The sequence below is a fragment of the Thalassobacillus devorans genome, assembly GCF_011761345.1.
GTDB classification, from domain to species: Bacteria; Bacillota; Bacilli; order Bacillales; family Halobacillaceae; genus Thalassobacillus; species Thalassobacillus devorans.
Map to the genome: position 1 here is coordinate 1205862 of NZ_JAASRY010000001.1, position 17598 is coordinate 1223459.

General features: G+C 44.1%; 16 protein-coding genes. 15 read left to right on the plus strand and 1 reads right to left on the minus strand.

The window, feature by feature from the left end; all coding sequences use genetic code 11:
* The first annotated feature begins 249 nt into the window (after positions 1-249).
* Positions 250-423, plus strand: coding sequence for a hypothetical protein (locus FHS45_RS05990; RefSeq protein ID WP_157620203.1), 174 nt, complete (start codon positions 250-252; stop codon positions 421-423).
* A gap of 42 nt (positions 424-465) precedes the next feature.
* On the opposite strand, the gene plsY is transcribed toward FHS45_RS05990, so the two are convergent.
* Positions 466-1047 carry a glycerol-3-phosphate 1-O-acyltransferase PlsY gene (gene plsY / locus FHS45_RS05995; RefSeq protein ID WP_062446033.1) on the minus strand — a complete coding sequence of 194 codons (582 nt, stop codon included), beginning with the start codon at positions 1045-1047 and terminating at the stop codon, positions 466-468.
* Between the two features lie 138 nt (positions 1048-1185).
* On the opposite strand from plsY, the gene FHS45_RS06000 reads away from it, so the two are divergent.
* The 14 genes from FHS45_RS06000 (at position 1186) to FHS45_RS06065 (ending at position 17544) form a co-directional block, all read left to right on the plus strand.
* On the plus strand, positions 1186-1335 hold the full coding sequence (locus tag FHS45_RS06000; RefSeq protein WP_157620206.1) for a hypothetical protein: 150 nt from the start codon (positions 1186-1188) through the stop codon (positions 1333-1335).
* Positions 1336-1416: 81 nt separating this feature from the next.
* Positions 1417-2484 (plus strand): ABC transporter ATP-binding protein, encoded by a 1068-nt coding sequence (locus tag FHS45_RS06005; RefSeq protein ID WP_062446035.1) that lies wholly within the window; start codon positions 1417-1419, stop codon positions 2482-2484.
* A complete protein-coding gene (locus tag FHS45_RS06010; RefSeq protein ID WP_062446037.1) occupies positions 2481-4001 on the plus strand; it encodes an ABC transporter permease/substrate-binding protein in 1521 nt (506 codons plus the stop codon). Before FHS45_RS06005 ends, FHS45_RS06010 begins: the two co-directional genes overlap by 4 nt.
* A 13-nt stretch (positions 4002-4014) precedes the next feature.
* Positions 4015-4431, plus strand: coding sequence for a CoA-binding protein (locus tag FHS45_RS06015; RefSeq protein ID WP_062446039.1), 417 nt, complete (start codon positions 4015-4017; stop codon positions 4429-4431).
* A gap of 188 nt (positions 4432-4619) precedes the next feature.
* Positions 4620-6572: a DNA topoisomerase IV subunit B gene (gene parE / locus FHS45_RS06020; protein WP_062446041.1), complete on the plus strand. Its 1953-nt coding sequence runs from the start codon at positions 4620-4622 to the stop codon at positions 6570-6572.
* 14 nt (positions 6573-6586) lie between these two features.
* On the plus strand, positions 6587-9043 hold the full coding sequence (gene parC, locus FHS45_RS06025) for a DNA topoisomerase IV subunit A (protein ID WP_062446043.1): 2457 nt from the start codon (positions 6587-6589) through the stop codon (positions 9041-9043).
* Between the two features lie 117 nt (positions 9044-9160).
* Positions 9161-9799: a TetR/AcrR family transcriptional regulator gene (locus FHS45_RS06030; protein ID WP_062446045.1), complete on the plus strand. Its 639-nt coding sequence runs from the start codon at positions 9161-9163 to the stop codon at positions 9797-9799.
* 77 nt (positions 9800-9876) lie between these two features.
* Positions 9877-11019 carry an acyl-CoA dehydrogenase gene (locus FHS45_RS06035; RefSeq protein WP_062446047.1) on the plus strand — a complete coding sequence of 381 codons (1143 nt, stop codon included), beginning with the start codon at positions 9877-9879 and terminating at the stop codon, positions 11017-11019.
* A 21-nt stretch (positions 11020-11040) separates the two neighbouring features.
* A complete protein-coding gene (locus tag FHS45_RS06040) occupies positions 11041-12681 on the plus strand; it encodes an AMP-binding protein (protein ID WP_062446049.1) in 1641 nt (546 codons plus the stop codon).
* 17 nt (positions 12682-12698) lie between these two features.
* Complete coding sequence (locus FHS45_RS06045) at positions 12699-14054, plus strand: acetyl-CoA carboxylase biotin carboxylase subunit (RefSeq protein WP_062446052.1); 1356 nt, start codon at positions 12699-12701, stop codon at positions 14052-14054.
* 13 nt (positions 14055-14067) lie between these two features.
* Positions 14068-14280: an acetyl-CoA carboxylase biotin carboxyl carrier protein subunit gene (locus FHS45_RS06050; RefSeq protein ID WP_062446054.1), complete on the plus strand. Its 213-nt coding sequence runs from the start codon at positions 14068-14070 to the stop codon at positions 14278-14280.
* A 15-nt stretch (positions 14281-14295) separates the two neighbouring features.
* The gene (locus FHS45_RS06055; protein ID WP_062446055.1) at positions 14296-15201 is read left to right on the plus strand and encodes a hydroxymethylglutaryl-CoA lyase; all 906 of its coding nucleotides are present in this window, start codon (positions 14296-14298) and stop codon (positions 15199-15201) included.
* 12 nt (positions 15202-15213) lie between these two features.
* Positions 15214-15996, plus strand: coding sequence for an enoyl-CoA hydratase (locus FHS45_RS06060; protein WP_062446057.1), 783 nt, complete (start codon positions 15214-15216; stop codon positions 15994-15996).
* An 18-nt stretch (positions 15997-16014) separates the two neighbouring features.
* Positions 16015-17544 (plus strand): acyl-CoA carboxylase subunit beta, encoded by a 1530-nt coding sequence (locus FHS45_RS06065; protein ID WP_062446058.1) that lies wholly within the window; start codon positions 16015-16017, stop codon positions 17542-17544.
* The last annotated feature ends 54 nt before the right edge of the window (positions 17545-17598 follow it).

A 17598-nucleotide genomic window follows, 5' to 3' on the forward strand; every position in this document is an offset into this window, starting at 1 on the left:
GAACTGAAAAATTTTATACAATTACATGCTTATTATGAGCTATGGTGAGAAACTGCATGTTCGCTTAAAGATTTTATCTTATTCCTTTTCAATAATATCATATTTTGCGCTGCTAAAATATGTTTCCTGACTTTTCAGCTTTGCAATAGGGGATTTAAATTTGTATTTTATGTGAAATTATTCACATATTTATATTTTTTCTAAACCGTTAATATTATAATAGAGACAAACAATAAGGGAGGGCTTACCATGACAGGGACAGCCGTTTTATTAGAAAACAATAAATACATCGTGTTAGAAGAGGTCGAACGTACATTGATCGAAGGAATAGCAAAAACACATATATCGGGAAAAGAGAGCATCGATCATCTTTCCCTGGTCGGTTTTAAAGAAGAAGAAATTGATTGGGAATATGGTTATTGATAAAAAAGAAGCAGTTCAGACTTTTGCCTGAACTGCTTCTTTTTACATCCATGTAATTTTAGGCTCTGTCTTATTCCTGATCCGTTTAATATTTTCCCTGTGACGATAGACCACAAATAATGTAAGCAAAGTAATAACGATGAATAGTCCAATGTCACCTAAGAAAAAAGAAACCGCCATGGATACAATACCTGTGATCATAGAGGATAATGATACATATTTAGTCAGGTAAAGCATTAAGAAAAATGTAGCGATCATGATAGCAAATACCAGAGGATTCACCCCAAGGATAACTCCTCCGGAAGTGGCCACTGCTTTTCCACCTCGAAAGCCTGCAAATAGCGGATACATATGACCTATTACCGCTATAATACCGAAAATCAAGGGATTGATGTCAGGAACAAACAGAACAGCAAGCACGGTGGCAAGCGTACCCTTTAAAATATCAGCTATTGTGACAAATAACCCGGCTTTCTTGCCAAGAACCCGAAAAGTATTGGTGCCTCCGAGGTTACCGCTGCCATGTTCTCTGATATCAATACCATAACCAAGTTTCCCTACTAACAGACCAGAAGGAATAGATCCTAAAATATAAGCGATGATTGCTAAAATAATGTATTCCATAATAAAACCCCTTTTTGTTGCCTATTCCTTACTTATTTTACCACGCAATTTGTCTTGTCAGTATAATCAAATAATGCTCTTGTTTCCCTTCGGCAGTTTTGTCCGCTAGAATGGTAGAAGGGGAAGAGTCCTACGATCATGAAAAAATTCATTTACCTGATTATACGTGTCCTATGCATGGCAGGTGCTCTTATATTATATCTTATGCCTTCCGACAATCAAATAGAAATCAAACAGGTCGGGGGACAAACTCCCCTTGATTATAATAGAGAGGAAGTTTCTGATTGAGCAGGCAGGAGATGAGAAATGTTTTCCTTTTAAGGAAAATGGGTATAACTAAGTCAACATGTGTCTGGTGGGGGATAAAAGATGATAGAGTTTAAAAATGTAACCAAAACGTATCCCGATGGCACGACTGCATTAAGAGGTGTAACATTCTCGGTGGAAGAAGGAGAATTGTTGACGGTAGTCGGACCAAGCGGTTGTGGTAAAACTACAACGATGAAGATGATAAACAGGCTGATCAAGCCGACAGAAGGATCAATCTTCATACATAATAAAAATATCAAGGAATTCAATATTCATGAACTGCGCTGGAATATTGGCTATGTCCTACAACAGATTGCCTTATTTCCGCATATGACCATTGAAGAAAATATCGCAATTGTTCCGGAATTGAAAAAGTGGAAAAAGAAAGATATTTCTTCTCGTATCGATGAATTGATGAACATGGTCGGGCTGGAACCTGAGACTTACCGGAAAAGAAAGCCCGATGAATTATCAGGTGGGCAGCAGCAACGGATAGGAGTCATACGCGCTCTGGCCGCTGACCCTGATATCATATTGATGGATGAGCCGTTCAGTGCGCTCGATCCGATCAGCCGTGAAAAGCTTCAGCAGGACATCCGTGAATTGCAGCGAAAAATAAAAAAGACGATAGTGTTCGTCACTCATGATATGGATGAAGCTTTGGCTCTCGGTGATCGTGTGTGTTTGATGAAAGAAGGGGAAATCGTCCAGGTAGATACACCGCAGAATATGGTGCTTGAACCTAAGAATGAATTTGTTAAAGAATTCATCGGGAATCGTAAATCGCCATGGCAGTCTGCCGTTGATGTCATCGCCGACAGAAGCGGCAGCAGGGTGATCACCGAAGAAGAATTCGAGCGAAGAAAATTCGATTCCTATGGTGCTTATATCATGGAAGATGCTACAGGGAATTATGTTAGTGGCGTCAAACAAGCGGAGAAAGTAGACTTACCTGTTCTTGAAAATGATCTTCCTCTAAAGAAAGCCGCTGATATATTTGAACAGCATGGAGAAGAGTTACTGCCAGTTGTTAAAGGCCAGCAGTTAATTGGCACCCTGTCCTATCGGGAGATCGTTCTTCACCTCAAGCAACACGTTTCCACAGAGAACGGGGTGATACGGTCATGAAGGAGTTTTTAGATGTATTAGAGCGCCGTCAGGACGTGTTATGGCCGACGATTTGGGAGCACCTTCAAATTTCCATTGTCGCCCTGGTCATTGCGACATTAATTTCGCTCCCTTTAGGTTTAATTTTAACTAGAAATCAGCGAATAGCAGAACCGATTATCGGGCTTACAGCCATTTTGCAGACAATACCGAGTCTGGCGGTCTTAGCATTCTTGATACCTTTCTTCGGTATCGGCCAGACACCAGCTATTATTGCATTGACAGCGTATGGATTGCTCCCAATCTTAAGGAATACCTATACCGGGATAAAAGAAGTCGATCCTGCCCTAAAAGAAGCCGCGACCGGAATGGGGATGAGTTCCTTCCGTCGCTTATCACGGGTAGAACTGCCACTGGCAATGCCTGTTATCATGGCCGGGATTCGTACATCGATGGTTCTTATTGTTGGTACTACAACAATTGCAGCTTTAATCGGAGCCGGCGGTCTTGGGGACATTATCCTGCTTGGTTTAGACCGAGGAGGAGATTTGAACCTTATCCTGTTAGGGGCTATTCCTGCCGCTTTATTAGCGATCATACTGGATTTGATTCTGCGGATGTTTGAACGGACTTCAGCCAAATCAGGTTTCCGTTCACTCGTCAGTCTGCTTGTGATAGCAGCGTTGATTGCTGTTGGGCCACTCGCTTTCGGTGGTGGTACGAAATCCGATATAAAAATTGGTGCAAAACTGGGGGCAGAGCCTTCTATCCTGATCAATATGTACAAGCTAATGATTGAGGAAGAGACTGATCTCTCAGTGGAGCTGGTACCAAATCTAGGAAAGACAGATGTCGTATTCAGCGCACTTCAAGAAGGCAGCATTGACATTTACCCTGAATTTACAGGTACCGCGTTAGTGAGCTTATTAAATCAGGAAGCGGAAAGCACAGATGAACGGGAAGTCTATCAATCAGCTGCAGAGGGATTAGCAAGGGAGTATAGCCTTGCTTACCTTGAACCGATGCAATATAACAATACTTATGCCATTGCTACTACGCAGGAGTTCGCTGATCAATATGATTTAGAGACGATAGCAGACCTTAAACCGATTGAAGACCAAGTAACAGCAGGTTTTACACTTGAATTTAATGATAGAGAAGATGGTTATCAGGGAATTAAACAACTTTATAATTTAGAATTTGGCGAAGTCAGGACGATGGATGCCGGTTTAAGGGAAGGTGCCATCGAAAAAGGAGAAGTGGACATCATTGATGCCTACTCAACAGACAGTTATGTGGAAGGATTGAACTTAAAAGTACTGGAAGATAACGAAAACCTCTTCCCGCCATACCAGGGTGCACCGCTGCTTCGTCAGGAAACGCTTGATAAATATCCTGAATTAGAAGAAATTTTAAACCAGCTGGGAGGCAAGATTACTGGCGATCAAATGCGGGAAATGAATTATAAAGTAGAAGAAGAGGATGTGGATCCTGAAGAAGTAGCCAGAGAATTTCTGGAAGCAGAAGGATTATTGTAAAGGAGGCTGTATAATGGGATATCAACACCCCGATAATGAGACGATCGTTCAAGCGTTAAAAGATACGAAAAAAATCGCTGTAATTGGTCTTTCTGATAAGGAATACCGCACCTCTTATCAGATTGCCAAAGAAATGCAGGATGCAGGCTACCGGATCATTCCTGTAAATCCCATGGTGGATCAGGTGCTTGGGGAAAAAGCATATGACTCCTTGCTTGATGTGAAAGAATCATTTGAAATGATCAATGTTTTCCGCCGGTCGGAGCATCTTCCTTCCCTGGCAGAGGAAGCGGTCAAAACGGATGCGAAGATTTTTTGGGCCCAGCAGGGTGTCCAAGATGATGAGGCTTATGAATACTTGAAAAAACACGATTTTACCGTCATGATGGATATGTGTTTAAAAGTAGCCCATGCTGTTCTTATGAAATGAAGACGATAATTGACCGGTAAAAATCCCTGTGCTTACAGGGATTTTTTACTGAGTATGGAAAACGTTACTTGCGTCTTTTGTTAAAAAGGCTAAAATAGAACAAGCAGATATGTATAGTTATTTACACGTTCGAACGTTTGTTCTAATATAGAATCAGATAGGTAAGTCAGAAGGGAGACGTAGACATTTTGGTTAAACAATCACAGCAATATTCAGATGATTCCATACAGGTATTGGAAGGGTTGGAAGCAGTCAGGAAACGTCCAGGTATGTATATCGGTAGTACCGATCACCGAGGGCTGCATCATTTGGTTTATGAAATCGTCGATAATGCAGTCGATGAGGTGCTAGCCGGTTTCGGTAACCGAATTACCGTCACATTGAATAAAGATGGCAGTGTCTCAGTCGAAGATGAAGGACGAGGGATGCCAACAGGCATGCATAAAATGGGAAAACCTACCCCGGAAGTAATCTTGACTGTACTTCACGCGGGGGGGAAATTCGGCCAGGGAGGCTACAAGACAAGTGGTGGTTTGCACGGTGTCGGGGCTTCTGTAGTCAATGCCCTGTCGGAATGGCTGGAAGTTACCATCCATCGGGATGGACAGACCTATGTCCAGCGTTTTGAAAACGGAGGTGTTCCGGTCACATCGCTTGATAAAACGAAGAAAACGAAAAAAAGCGGGACGATTATTACCTTCAAGCCGGACACTTCAATTTTTTCCACTACCACCTTCAATTTTGAAACTTTATCGGAACGGTTAAGAGAGGCAGCCTTTTTACTTAAAGGTGTGGAAATCAAACTGATTGATGCGCGTAAAGATATCGAAGAAAGCTACCAGTATGAAGAAGGGTTGAAAGCCTTTGTCAGTTACTTGAATGAAGAAAAGGATACCCTGCATCCAGTAGTGGCTTTCGAAGGGGAGCAAAATGGCATTGAAATTGATTTTGCTTTTCAATTTAATGATGGCTTCGCAGAGAGTATGCTGTCTTTTGTCAACAACGTACGGACAAAGGACGGAGGAACGCATGAATCCGGTGCAAAAACGGCTATAACGAGGATTTTCAATGACCATGCCCGTAAGACCAACCTGCTGAAAGAAAAAGATAAAAACCTGGAAGGTAATGACATTCGCGAAGGTTTCACAGCGATCGTCTCTGCAAGAATTCCGGAAGAGTTATTGCAGTTCGAGGGACAGACGAAAAGTAAACTCGGTACCTCAGAAGCAAGGTCCGCAGTCGACGCTATCGTTTCGAGTAAATTATCTTATTTTCTTGAAGAGAATCCTGATATCGCAAGCTTGCTGATCAAGAAGGCAATCAGAGCGAAAGAAGCGCGTGAGGCTGCCAGGAAGGCCAGGGAAGATGCAAGGTCAGGGAAGAAAAAGAAACGGAAAGAAACCATGCTGAGTGGAAAACTGACCCCTGCCCAATCAAGGAATCCAAAGAAAAATGAGCTTTACCTCGTCGAAGGTGATTCAGCAGGCGGCTCTGCTAAACAAGGACGTGACCGAAAATTCCAGGCCATCCTGCCCCTAAGGGGAAAGGTAATCAATACAGAAAAGGCGAAAATAGCCGATATATTTAAAAACGAAGAGATTTCAACAATCATCCATACGATCGGAGCTGGGGTCGGCGGTGATTTTGATCTCGAAGACTGTAATTACGATAAAATCGTCATCATGACGGATGCAGATACCGATGGAGCTCATATCCAGGTATTGCTCCTGACTTTCTTTTACCGGTATATGCGCCCGCTCGTAGAAGACGGCAAAGTGTTCATTGCCTTGCCGCCCCTTTATAAGATTTCGAAAGGTAAAGGTAAAAAAGAGCAAATAGAATATGCCTGGGATGAAGAAGGCATGGAAGCAGCAGTCAAAAAGTTTAAGAGCGGCTATATTATTCAGCGTTACAAAGGTCTTGGTGAAATGAATGCCGACCAGCTATGGGAGACAACGATGGATCCGGCTACTCGTACATTAATAAGAGTGACGATTGACGATCTTGCCCGTGCCGAACGACGGGTAACGACATTAATGGGAGATAAAGTCGAGCCACGAAGGAAATGGATTGAGTCCCATGTCGCATTTGGGATGGAAGACGAAGCAAACATCCTGGAAAATGACAAAATTCAAAACTAGAGGAGGATATTCTTTTGGCGGAAGTGGAAAATTACTTAGATTTACCTTTAGAAGAGGTCATCGGCGACCGGTTCGGAAGGTATAGTAAATACATCATACAGGAGCGGGCGCTGCCGGATGCCCGGGATGGGTTGAAACCTGTCCAGCGGAGGATTCTGTATGCGATGCATCAGGAAAAGAATACACATGATAAAGCTTTCCGGAAATCTGCGAAAACGGTAGGTACAGTAATCGGTAATTATCACCCCCATGGAGATACCTCTGTCTATGATGCGATGGTACGACTGAGTCAGGAATGGAAAGTACGGAAACACTTAGTAGAAATGCATGGAAATAACGGAAGCGTCGACGGGGATCCACCTGCTGCCATGCGTTATACAGAAGCCCGTTTATCCAGCATTTCGTCTGAGCTTTTACGGGATATCGAAAAAGAAACGGTAGATTTCATTCCTAACTTTGACGACACCATCTATGAACCTGTCGTTTTGCCTGCAAAATTCCCAAACCTTTTGGTCAACGGTTCAACTGGTATCTCGGCAGGTTATGCTACGGATATTCCTCCCCATAACCTTGGGGAAGTGATCGATGCTGTCATCATGAAAATTGAAAAGCAGAATGTGACGACTAGCGAACTGATGACTAAACTGAAAGGGCCGGATTTCCCGACAGGAGGAATCATACAAGGGGAAGAAGGCATTAGAAAAGCGTATGAAACCGGTAAAGGAAAGGTCATTTTACGCGGAAGAGCAAATATTGAAAGCATCAAAGGAAATAAGGAACAAATCGTTATTGATGAAATTCCTTATGAAGTTAATAAAGCTAACCTTGTCAAACGTATGGACGAACTGCGCATCGACCGTAAAGTGGAAGGAATTGCAGAAGTGCGGGATGAAACAGACCGTACAGGACTACGGATTGTAGTGGAACTGAAAAAGGAAGCAAATAGTGAAGGCGTTTTGAATTATCTCTATAAAAATACCGATTTGCAGATTACCTATCATTTCAATATGGTAGCAATCAAAGATCGCACACCAACGCTACTTAATTTACAACAGATTCTTGAATCGTATATCGCCCATCAGAAAGAAGTGGTGACCCGGCAGTCCAACTACGATTTAAAGAAGGCGAAGGCACGCGCCCACATCGTAGAAGGTCTGATTAAAGCTATTTCGATTCTGGATGAGGTGATTGCAACGATCCGTGCTTCCAAGGATAAGCAGGATGCAAAAAAACGATTAATTCAAGCTTACGATTTCACAGAAGAACAAGCAGAAGCAATCGTCAATCTTCAGTTATACCGTCTGACAAATACTGATATCACAGCACTTGAAAAAGAAGCGGCTGAACTAAGAGAACGCATCGCATACTTAGAAGAAATACTAGCCGATGAACGAAAATTATTAAAAGTAATCAAATCCGACCTGAAGAAGTTAAAGAAGCAATACAATGATGAGCGCAGAACTAAAATCGAGGCCGAAATCGAAGAGTTGAAGATTAACTTAGAAGTCATGGTAGCCAGTGAAGATATCATCGTCTCGGTAACCAGGGATGGTTATGTAAAACGGACAAGTCTTCGTTCTTATGCTGCTTCCAATGGGGAAGATTTTGCGATTAAAGACGGCGACCACCTGCTGCGCCTGATAGAAATCAATACAACGGATAAGCTTCTCCTGTTCACCAACAAAGGAAATTATCTCTACTTACCTGTCCATGAAATTCCGGATATCCGCTGGAAGGATCTTGGTCAGCATATCGCAAATCTCGTTCCTATTAACAAAGACGAGAAGATTGTCGCTGCTTATCCGGTAAGAGATTTTAAGGAAGATAACTGTCTATTATTCTTCACAAAGAACGGAATGGTCAAAAAGAGTGAACTGGCGCTATATGAAGCACAGCGTTATTCGAAACCGCTTGTAGCGATCAATTTGAAAGGTGATGACGAGGTGACGGATGTCCATGTAACCGATGGCCATTCTGATATTTTCATCGCTTCCAATAAGGGCTATGCGCTCTGGTATCATGAAAGCGAAGTAAAAACAGTAGGCCAGCGGGCTGCAGGCGTCAAAGCGATTACCTTAAAAGAAGGCGAACAAGTTGTTTCAGGACAGGTATTCGATGATTTGTCGGATCCATCCATCGTTATTATCACCCATAGAGGTGCATTAAAGCGGATGCGGTTAAAAGAGTTTGAACAAAGCTCCCGCGCCAAACGGGGCGTTGTTATGCTTCGTGAGTTGAAAAAGAATCCTCACCGTCTCGTAAACATGCATCTGATCGAATCAGGCCAGGAGTTGCAAGTGAAGAGTGAAAACGGAGAAGTTTTAACCATCAACCCGATGCAATTCAAGGCAAATGACCGCTACAGCAACGGCTCCTATATTGTGGATACCGATCAAAGCGGGGAAGTCATCGACTCCTGGATAAAAAATGAATATGAAAAGCCATTTGAAACGGAAGAACAAAATTCCTGACTGACATCCAGGCGTGCAGCCTGGATGTTTTTGTATATTATTCGCCAAAAAGCCTTTGTATTTTCTGAAAAATGTGATAAAATTGTGACAAATGTCTAGCGGGAAAGGGGATGATGTATGGCAGGGTTAAGAGAGTCGATCCTTAGAACCTCGCTTGAGTTGTTTGAGCAAAAAGGGTTCCATGGTGTGACAGTCAACCAAATTGTAGCAGCCTCTAATACTTCGAAAGGTGGATTCTATCATCATTTCCAATCGAAAGATGAGCTGCTGTTCGTCATTCACGACACATTCATTACATATGTATTGAAAGAAGCGAATGCAGCAAATGAAATCCACAAATCTCCCATCAAGAAGATTCAATCAATCATCAAAGCATTTGTAAAAGTTTTCGACTTATACAAACCACACATCTCAGTATTCTACCAGGAAAGCAATTATTTAAAACCTGAATATGAAGAGCAAATCAAACGTAAGCGCGATGCATTCAAGCAGATGGTCTTTCAAGTGATTGAAGAAGGCCAGGAAACCGGCGACTTCCGAAAAGAATTGCCAATGGAGATCACTGGCATGGCAATCCTCGGGATGGTCAACTGGATTTATAAATGGTATACACCTAAAGGGAAATATACCATTGATGAAATCGCAGATGTCTATGTGGATATTATCCTACATGCTTTATTGACTACCAATGTAGTTTCCGAGGAAAATTTCCAGGCCCACATGCTTGAGCGCCCTTTTTTTACTGAAAAAAAGTAACCGCTTACATTAATTTTTTGAGCAATACAGACCAACCAGTCGGTCTCTCAAAAGAATGGATAATAAGGGGGAGCATTATGAACTTTGAATTGACAAAAGAACAGGAAATGACCCGTAAAATGGTACGGGATTTTGCGGAGAATGTCATTCAGCCACGTGCCATTGATCTGGATGTGAAAGCAGAATTTCCGGAAGATATTTTTAAAGAGATGGGGAAACTTGGTTTGCTTGGCATCCCGTTCCCGGAAGAATACGGGGGGGTCGGCGGAGATACGATAACCTATGCCTTAGCAGTAGAAGAAATCGGCCGTGTTTGCGGGGGCACCGGACTTAGCTATGCAGCAGCAGTGTCACTAGGTTCAAGTCCAATCTATTATTTTGGGACAGAAGACCAAAAGCAAGAATATCTGGTTCCTCTTGCCAAAGGCGAAGGGCTGGCATCCTTCGGTCTTACCGAACCGAATGCCGGTTCTGATGCAGGTGGTACACAAACACGTGCCAAGCTCGAAGGCGATGAATATGTCATCAACGGGGAAAAGAGCTGGATTACAAATGCCGGCTATGCGCGCTCCATTACCGTTACGGCTGTTTCTGGAAAGAGAGAGGACGGCAAAAACATCATTTCAGCGTTTATCGTACCAGCAGATACCCCTGGACTTACGATTAACAGTAACTATGACAAAATGGGGGTACGTGCTTCCAATACTTGTGAAATCATTTTGGAGGATGTCAGGGTTCCAAAGGAGAATATATTAGGTGACCCTGAAAAAGGCTTCGGTCAGTTTTTATATACCCTCGATGGCGGAAGAATTTCTATAGCTGCCTTGGCCGTGGGGATTGCTCAGGCATCGCTTGACCGGGCGCTGGCTTATGCCAAAGAACGTAAACAGTTTGGAAAGACAATCTCCAACTTCCAGGCCATTCAGTTCAAACTTGCTGATATGGCGATGGAAGTGGAACTTGCCAGGAATATGGTAATGAAGGCAGCATGGTTGAAAGATCAGGGCAAACCGTTCACGAAGGAATCAGCCTATGCAAAGCTGTTCGCTTCTGAAACCGCTTTCCGTTCTGCGAACCAGGCTATTCAAATTCACGGTGGTTATGGTTATATGCGTGAATATGAAGTAGAGCGTTACCTTCGTGATGCGAAGCTGTTAGAGATCGGGGAAGGTACTTCAGAAATCCAGCGTCTGGTCATTGCCCGTCAGCTGGGATGCTAAAAAATTACGAGGAGGAACCGTATGACTTTATTGAAACAAACTGTCGGAGAAATTTTAGAAGAAAAGGCGCAGGCTCATCCGGATCATGAAGCTTTTGTCTACCCGGAATTGAATCTTCGTAAAACATATAAAGAATTAGATGAAATGACTGATAGAGCAGCTAAAGGGTTTATGGCTATGGGCATCGAAAAGGGCGAACACGTAGCTATTTGGGCTGACAACAAACCGGAATGGCTGATCTCCCAATTTGCGACTGGCAAGATGGGAGCGGTTTTGGTAACAGTCAATACAAATTACCGCGCACAGGAGCTGGAATATCTGCTAAAACAGTCAGACACGACGACATTGATCCTGACCGAATCCTTCCGCGGGGCATCCTATATCGATATTCTCAAAGAAGTCTGCCCTGAGCTTGAGGTCTCCGAGAAAGGAGATATTCAGTGTGCGAAACTTCCGAATTTAAAGCGTGTCATTGTCTTGAGCGATAAAGAGTACAACGGTTGCTTTAAATGGCAGGAGTTAATGGATATGGGGGAAGATGTAGCTGATGAAGCATTGAAGCAGAGAAAATCAATGCTTGCCTATGATGAGGTCATCAATATGCAGTATACCTCTGGAACTACCGGTTTTCCGAAGGGAGTTATGCTCACCCATTACAATATCATCAATAATGGAAAACAAGTTGCAGAGGCAATGAAAATGACAAAAGATGACCGTCTTTGCATTCCGGTACCATTCTTTCATTGTTTCGGCTGTGTGATGAGTACGATTGCCTGTGTAACCCAAGGAGCGACGATGGTTATTTTAGAGCAATTCGACCCTGAAAAGGTACTGAATGCTGTGGAGAGTGAACAATGTACGGCATTGCATGGGGTACCAACTATGTTCATTGCTGAATTGAACCACCCTCGTTTTGAAAGCTTTAACACAGAGACGCTTCGTACTGGTATTATGGCGGGATCCTCCTGCCCAATGGAAGTCATGAAGGACGTCATTAATAAAATAGGAGCAGAAGAGATAACAATCGCTTATGGGCAGACGGAGTCTTCCCCGGTTATCACGCAGACTCGTACAGATGATACGATCGAACGGCGTGTCAGTACGGTAGGAAAAGCTCACCCGAATGTTGAAGTGAAAATCGTCGACCCAAGTATGAACCAGGAAGTGGAACGAGGGGTGCCAGGCGAGCTTTGTACACGCGGCTATCTTGTCATGGAAGGCTATTATAAAAATGAGGAAGCAACCCAGATGGCAATAGATACAGAAGGCTGGCTTCATACTGGGGATATTGGTGTCATGGATGAAGATGGCTATGTGGAAATTACCGGCCGAATCAAAGATATGATCATCCGTGGTGGTGAAAACGTCTACCCGCGTGAAATAGAAGAGTTTTTGTATCAGCATCCCGATGTGCTTGATGTCCAGGTGGTAGGTATCCCGGACAGTAAGTATGGGGAGGAGATCATGGCCTGGATAATCCCGAAAGAAGGAAAGACACTGACGGAACGTAATATCAGGGAATTCTGTGAAGGGAAAATATCCAAACATAAAATTCCTCGTTACATCGAATTCACTGACGAGTATCCAATGACAGCAAGTGGGAAAATCCAGAAGTTTAAGCTGAGAGAAACAGCACTGGAAAAATTACAATCAAAATCTTAACTGAAGGAGGAGAGTCCGTGTTTCAAAAAGTCCTAATTGCCAATCGTGGTGAAATAGCTGCTCGCATTATCCGTACATGTAAGAAAATGAATATAGCAACCGTCGCTGTCTACTCAGAAGCGGATGAGCAAGCTACTTATGTAAAAGAAGCAGATGAAAGTTTTTTGATTGGAAAACCACGTGTGAATGAATCATACCTGAACATTGATAATATTCTGGATGCTGCCAAAGAATCAGGCGCAGAAGCTATTCACCCGGGATATGGGCTGTTGAGCGAAAATGCCGGGTTTGCTAAAAGATGCAGGGAAGCCGGGTTTGCTTTTATCGGCCCGTCCGAAGAAGTGATGGCGACCATGGGGGATAAAGTAGCTGCAAGACAAGCGATGAAAGAAGCAGGCGTCCCGATCGTTCCGGGAACCGATCAGGCAGTGACAGATGTTGAGGAAGCGAAAGCGTACGCCAATGAATTCGGTTACCCTGTCATGCTGAAAGCAGCCGCAGGGGGAGGCGGCATCGGCATGCAGGCGGTCAATAACGATGCCGAATTGGAAAAAGCATTTGAAGGAAACTCCAAACGCGCGGAATCATTCTTCGGAAATGGCACCATGTTCTTAGAAAAGCAGATTTTGAATCCGCGCCATATAGAAATCCAGGTGCTGGCTGACAGCCATGGAAATGCTGTGCATTTATTCGAACGGGAATGCTCGATCCAGCGGAGGCACCAAAAGGTAGTGGAAGAAGCTCCTTCACCTTTCTTATCCGAAGCAACCCGGAAGGACATGGGGGAGACAGCGATTCAGGCGGTTCAGGCATTGCACTACAAAAATGCAGGAACGATTGAATTTTTGGTAGATAGAGAGGAAAACTTCTACTTTTTGGAAATGAATACCCGGCTGCAGGTCGAACATCCGGTAACCGAAGAAATCACAGGAATCGACCTGGTAGAACAACAGCTGCGAGTAGCCTTTGGAGAAGCACTGATCTTCCAGCAAAAAGACATAACACGGACAGGTCATGCGATTGAAGTAAGGATTTATGCAGAAGATCCGGTCAGGTTTTTCCCTTCTCCCGGACAATTGACGAAATTTGAGATTCCAAATGGGGAAGGTATCCGTCACGAACTGGCCGTGACAGGAAATTCGATGGTAACACCTTTCTATGATCCGATGATAGCTAAGCTGATTGCCTATGGAGAAGACCGCGAACAGGCGATTTCCCGCATGCAAGAAGCATTGGAAAACTATCAGGTCGAAGGGATAAAGACGAATATTCCCATGCTGAAGGATGTCATCGCACATGATAAGTTCAAACAAGGTGCGACAGAGACATCTTTCGTCGAAAAATACTATTTACCAGCAGTAACGAATAACTGAGGAGGAAGCAGATATGACAGAGATCAAAGCATCAATGGCAGGAAGTGTATGGAAAGTAGTAGCAGGGCAAGGAGATACCATCAACAATGGTCAGGATATTGTCATCCTGGAATCTATGAAAATGGAAATACCGGTTCCTGCAGAAGCAGACGGTACCATCAAGGAATTGAAAGTAAGCGAAGGGGACTTCGTCAATGAGGGCGATGTCATCGCAATCATCGAATAAATAGGGGCTGTTTGCATGTTACAACTACCGGAAAGCGTCACCATCAAGGAGGTCGGCCCCAGGGACGGCCTCCAAAATGAAACTAATAAAATAGCAACCGAAGATAAAGTGGCATGGATAGATCAACTGTCTGACACAGGGCTGTCCTATATCGAAATATCGTCTTTTGTACACCCGAAATGGATTCCGCAGCTGGCTGATGCCAAAGAAGTCGCACAGGCCATCAAACGGAATCCTGGGATTACCTATGCTGCATTAGTACCAAACGTTAAAGGACTGGAGCGGGCGATTGAAACGGAAATCGATGAGGTTTCCATTTTCATGTCCAGCAGTGAAACTCACAACAAAAAGAATATCAATAAAACGATTGAGGAAACCTTCCCGGTCCTGCAGGAAGTCGTAGATGGAGCTAAACAAGCCGGAAAAACTGTCCGCGGCTATGTATCCACTGTTTTCGGGTGCCCATACGATGGACATGTACCTGTAGAACAGGTGCTCCGCGTATGTGACCGTTTATTTGAAATGGGGATTGATGAACTTTCGTTAGGAGATACCACTGGCGTGGCTGATCCGAAACAAGTAGATGCTGTTTTAAATAAAATGAAGCAAAATTTTTCATTTGATCAGATAACCATGCACTTTCATAACACCCGGGGGATGGCGTTAGCGAATGTGCTGGTTTCCCTGCAGCATGGGATAACCACGTTTGACGGTGCATTAGGCGGTCTTGGCGGCTGTCCGTATGCGAAAGGAGCATCTGGTAATCTTGCGACAGATGACCTTGTCCATATGCTGCATCAAATGGGAGTGGAAACCGGGATCCATCAGGACAAACTACACGAGTCAGCTGCATTCATTCAAAGGAAATTAGGGAAAGAATTGCCGAGTCATCAAATGCAAGTGATGAACCGTTCATCATAAGGAGGCTAAGCGATGTGGGAGTTAGTGAAGCTGGATGATCCGGCTGATCATGTCAAAAGATTAACGTTAAACCGGCCAGATGCAGCCAATGCTTTATCCAAGCAATTGCTGTATGAAATTAATGAGGCGCTGGCAGAAGTGGAAAAGCATAAAAACACACGCTGTCTTCTGATTACAGCAAGCGGCGGTAAAGCTTTTTGTGCTGGTGCGGATCTGAAAGAGCGTGCCGGAATGACAGATCAGGAAGTGGTTGACACGGTCACCCTGATCGGTGACACGATACATCGGGTGGAACGACTGGATATACCGACGATTGCCGTCATCAATGGAGTAGCTTTTGGTGGAGGTTTAGAGCTTGCGCTTGCCTGCGATCTCCGGCTTAGTTCAAACAGTGCAAAGATGGGATTGACGGAAACATCGCTCGGGATAATACCGGGAGCCGGTGGCACACAAAGACTTTCCAGACTTATTGGACTAGGAAAGGCAAAAGAATTGATATTTACCGCAAAACCGATTTCCTGTGAAACGGCACGAGCAATCGGTCTTGTAGAATATGCGTATGATCCATCGATATTGCAGGGGGAAGCGTTAGCTATGGCTGAGCGGATCGCCAACAATGCTCCAATTGCTCTTAGACAGGCAAAAAAGGCTATCCATCAGGGCTTCCAGACAGATATCGAAACGGGGCTCCAAATTGAAAAGATGTGCTACCAGACCACGATACCTACGAAAGATCGCCTGGAAGGCTTACAAGCTTTCAAGGAAAAAAGAAAGCCTATCTACCGTGGTGAATAGAACAGGAGGGACAGTTTCATGTCATTAGATAAAACATTGCAAGAGCGCGTAGAGAAAATTTCCCAAGGGGGAGCAGATAAGTACCATCAAAAAAATAGCGAAAAAGGGAAAATGTTCGTGCGGGAACGACTCTCCCTATTGTTTGATGAGGGGATGGATATCGAAGAGGCATTCTTTGCCAACTGCATGGACGATTCCTTGCCATCGGATGGGGTGGTCACCGGAATAGGGAAAATCAATGGCCAGAAAGTATGCGTCATGGCTAATGATTCGACAGTAAAAGCCGGGTCCTGGGGAGCGAGGACTGTGGAGAAGATTATTCGCATTCAGGAAACCGCATTGAAATTGCAGATTCCGATGCTTTATCTTGTCGATTCTGCAGGTGCCCGGATAACCGATCAAGTAGAAATGTTCCCAGGCAGAAGAGGAGCAGGAAGGATTTTTCACAATCAGATCAAACTATCCGGTCGTGTCCCGCAAGTTTGTCTGTTGTTTGGTCCATCTGCTGCCGGAGGAGCTTACATACCTGCATTCTGCGATATCGTCGTCATGGTCGATGGTAATGCGTCGATGTATCTTGGCTCTCCACGAATGGCAGAAAAAGTAATCGGAGAGAAGGTCACGCTGGAGGAAATGGGTGGCGCACGTATGCATTGTTCTGTTTCCGGCTGCGGGGATGTGCTGGCAAAATCGGAAGAAAAAGCGATTGCTTATGCAAGGGATTATATGAGCTATTTTCCACCAAATTATACATCCAACCCGCCATCCGCAGAATCTAAGGAACCCGTAGAAAACGATAAGTCCATTCATGATTTAATTCCAGAGAACCAGAATGCTCCATTTGATATGTATCAGTTTATCGACCGGCTGATCGATGATGGTTCTTTTTGTGAAATCAAGAAAATGTTTGCCCCTGAATTAGTCACCGGTCTGGCAAGAATCGACGGAAGACCAGTGGGGATCATCGCTAACCAGCCGAGAGCAAAGGGCGGGGTACTGTTTCCTGACTCTGCGGACAAAGCGGCAAAGTTCATCCAGCTGTGTGATGCTTTCAATATTCCTTTACTTTTCCTGGCCGACATTCCTGGCTTCATGATCGGCACACGGGTAGAACGGGCAGGTATCATTAGACATGGAGCTAAAATGTTATCTGCGATGAGCGAAGCGACCGTACCCAAAATATCTGTTGTCGTAAGGAAAGCCTACGGGGCTGGCTTATATGCCATGGCCGGTCCAGCCTTTGAACCAGACTGTTGTCTTGCATTACCTAGTGCACAAATAGCTGTCATGGGACCGGAAGCGGCGGTGAATGCTGTTTATGCTAATAAGATCGCTGAGCTTCCTGAAGAGGACCGCCCGGCTTTCATCAAAGCAAAACATGAGGAATATAAAGAGAATATTGATATTTACCGATTAGCTTCAGAAATGGTAGTGGATGCAATCGTCCAGCCGGACGAGTTAAGAAAAGAGTTAATCAACCGTTATGATACGTACGTAACAAAAGAGGTTACCTTTACAGAACGGAAGCATGGTGTATATCCTGTTTAACCAAAACGGTTATTAAACAGTATAAAACCGATGTCCTGCATGGACATCGGTTTT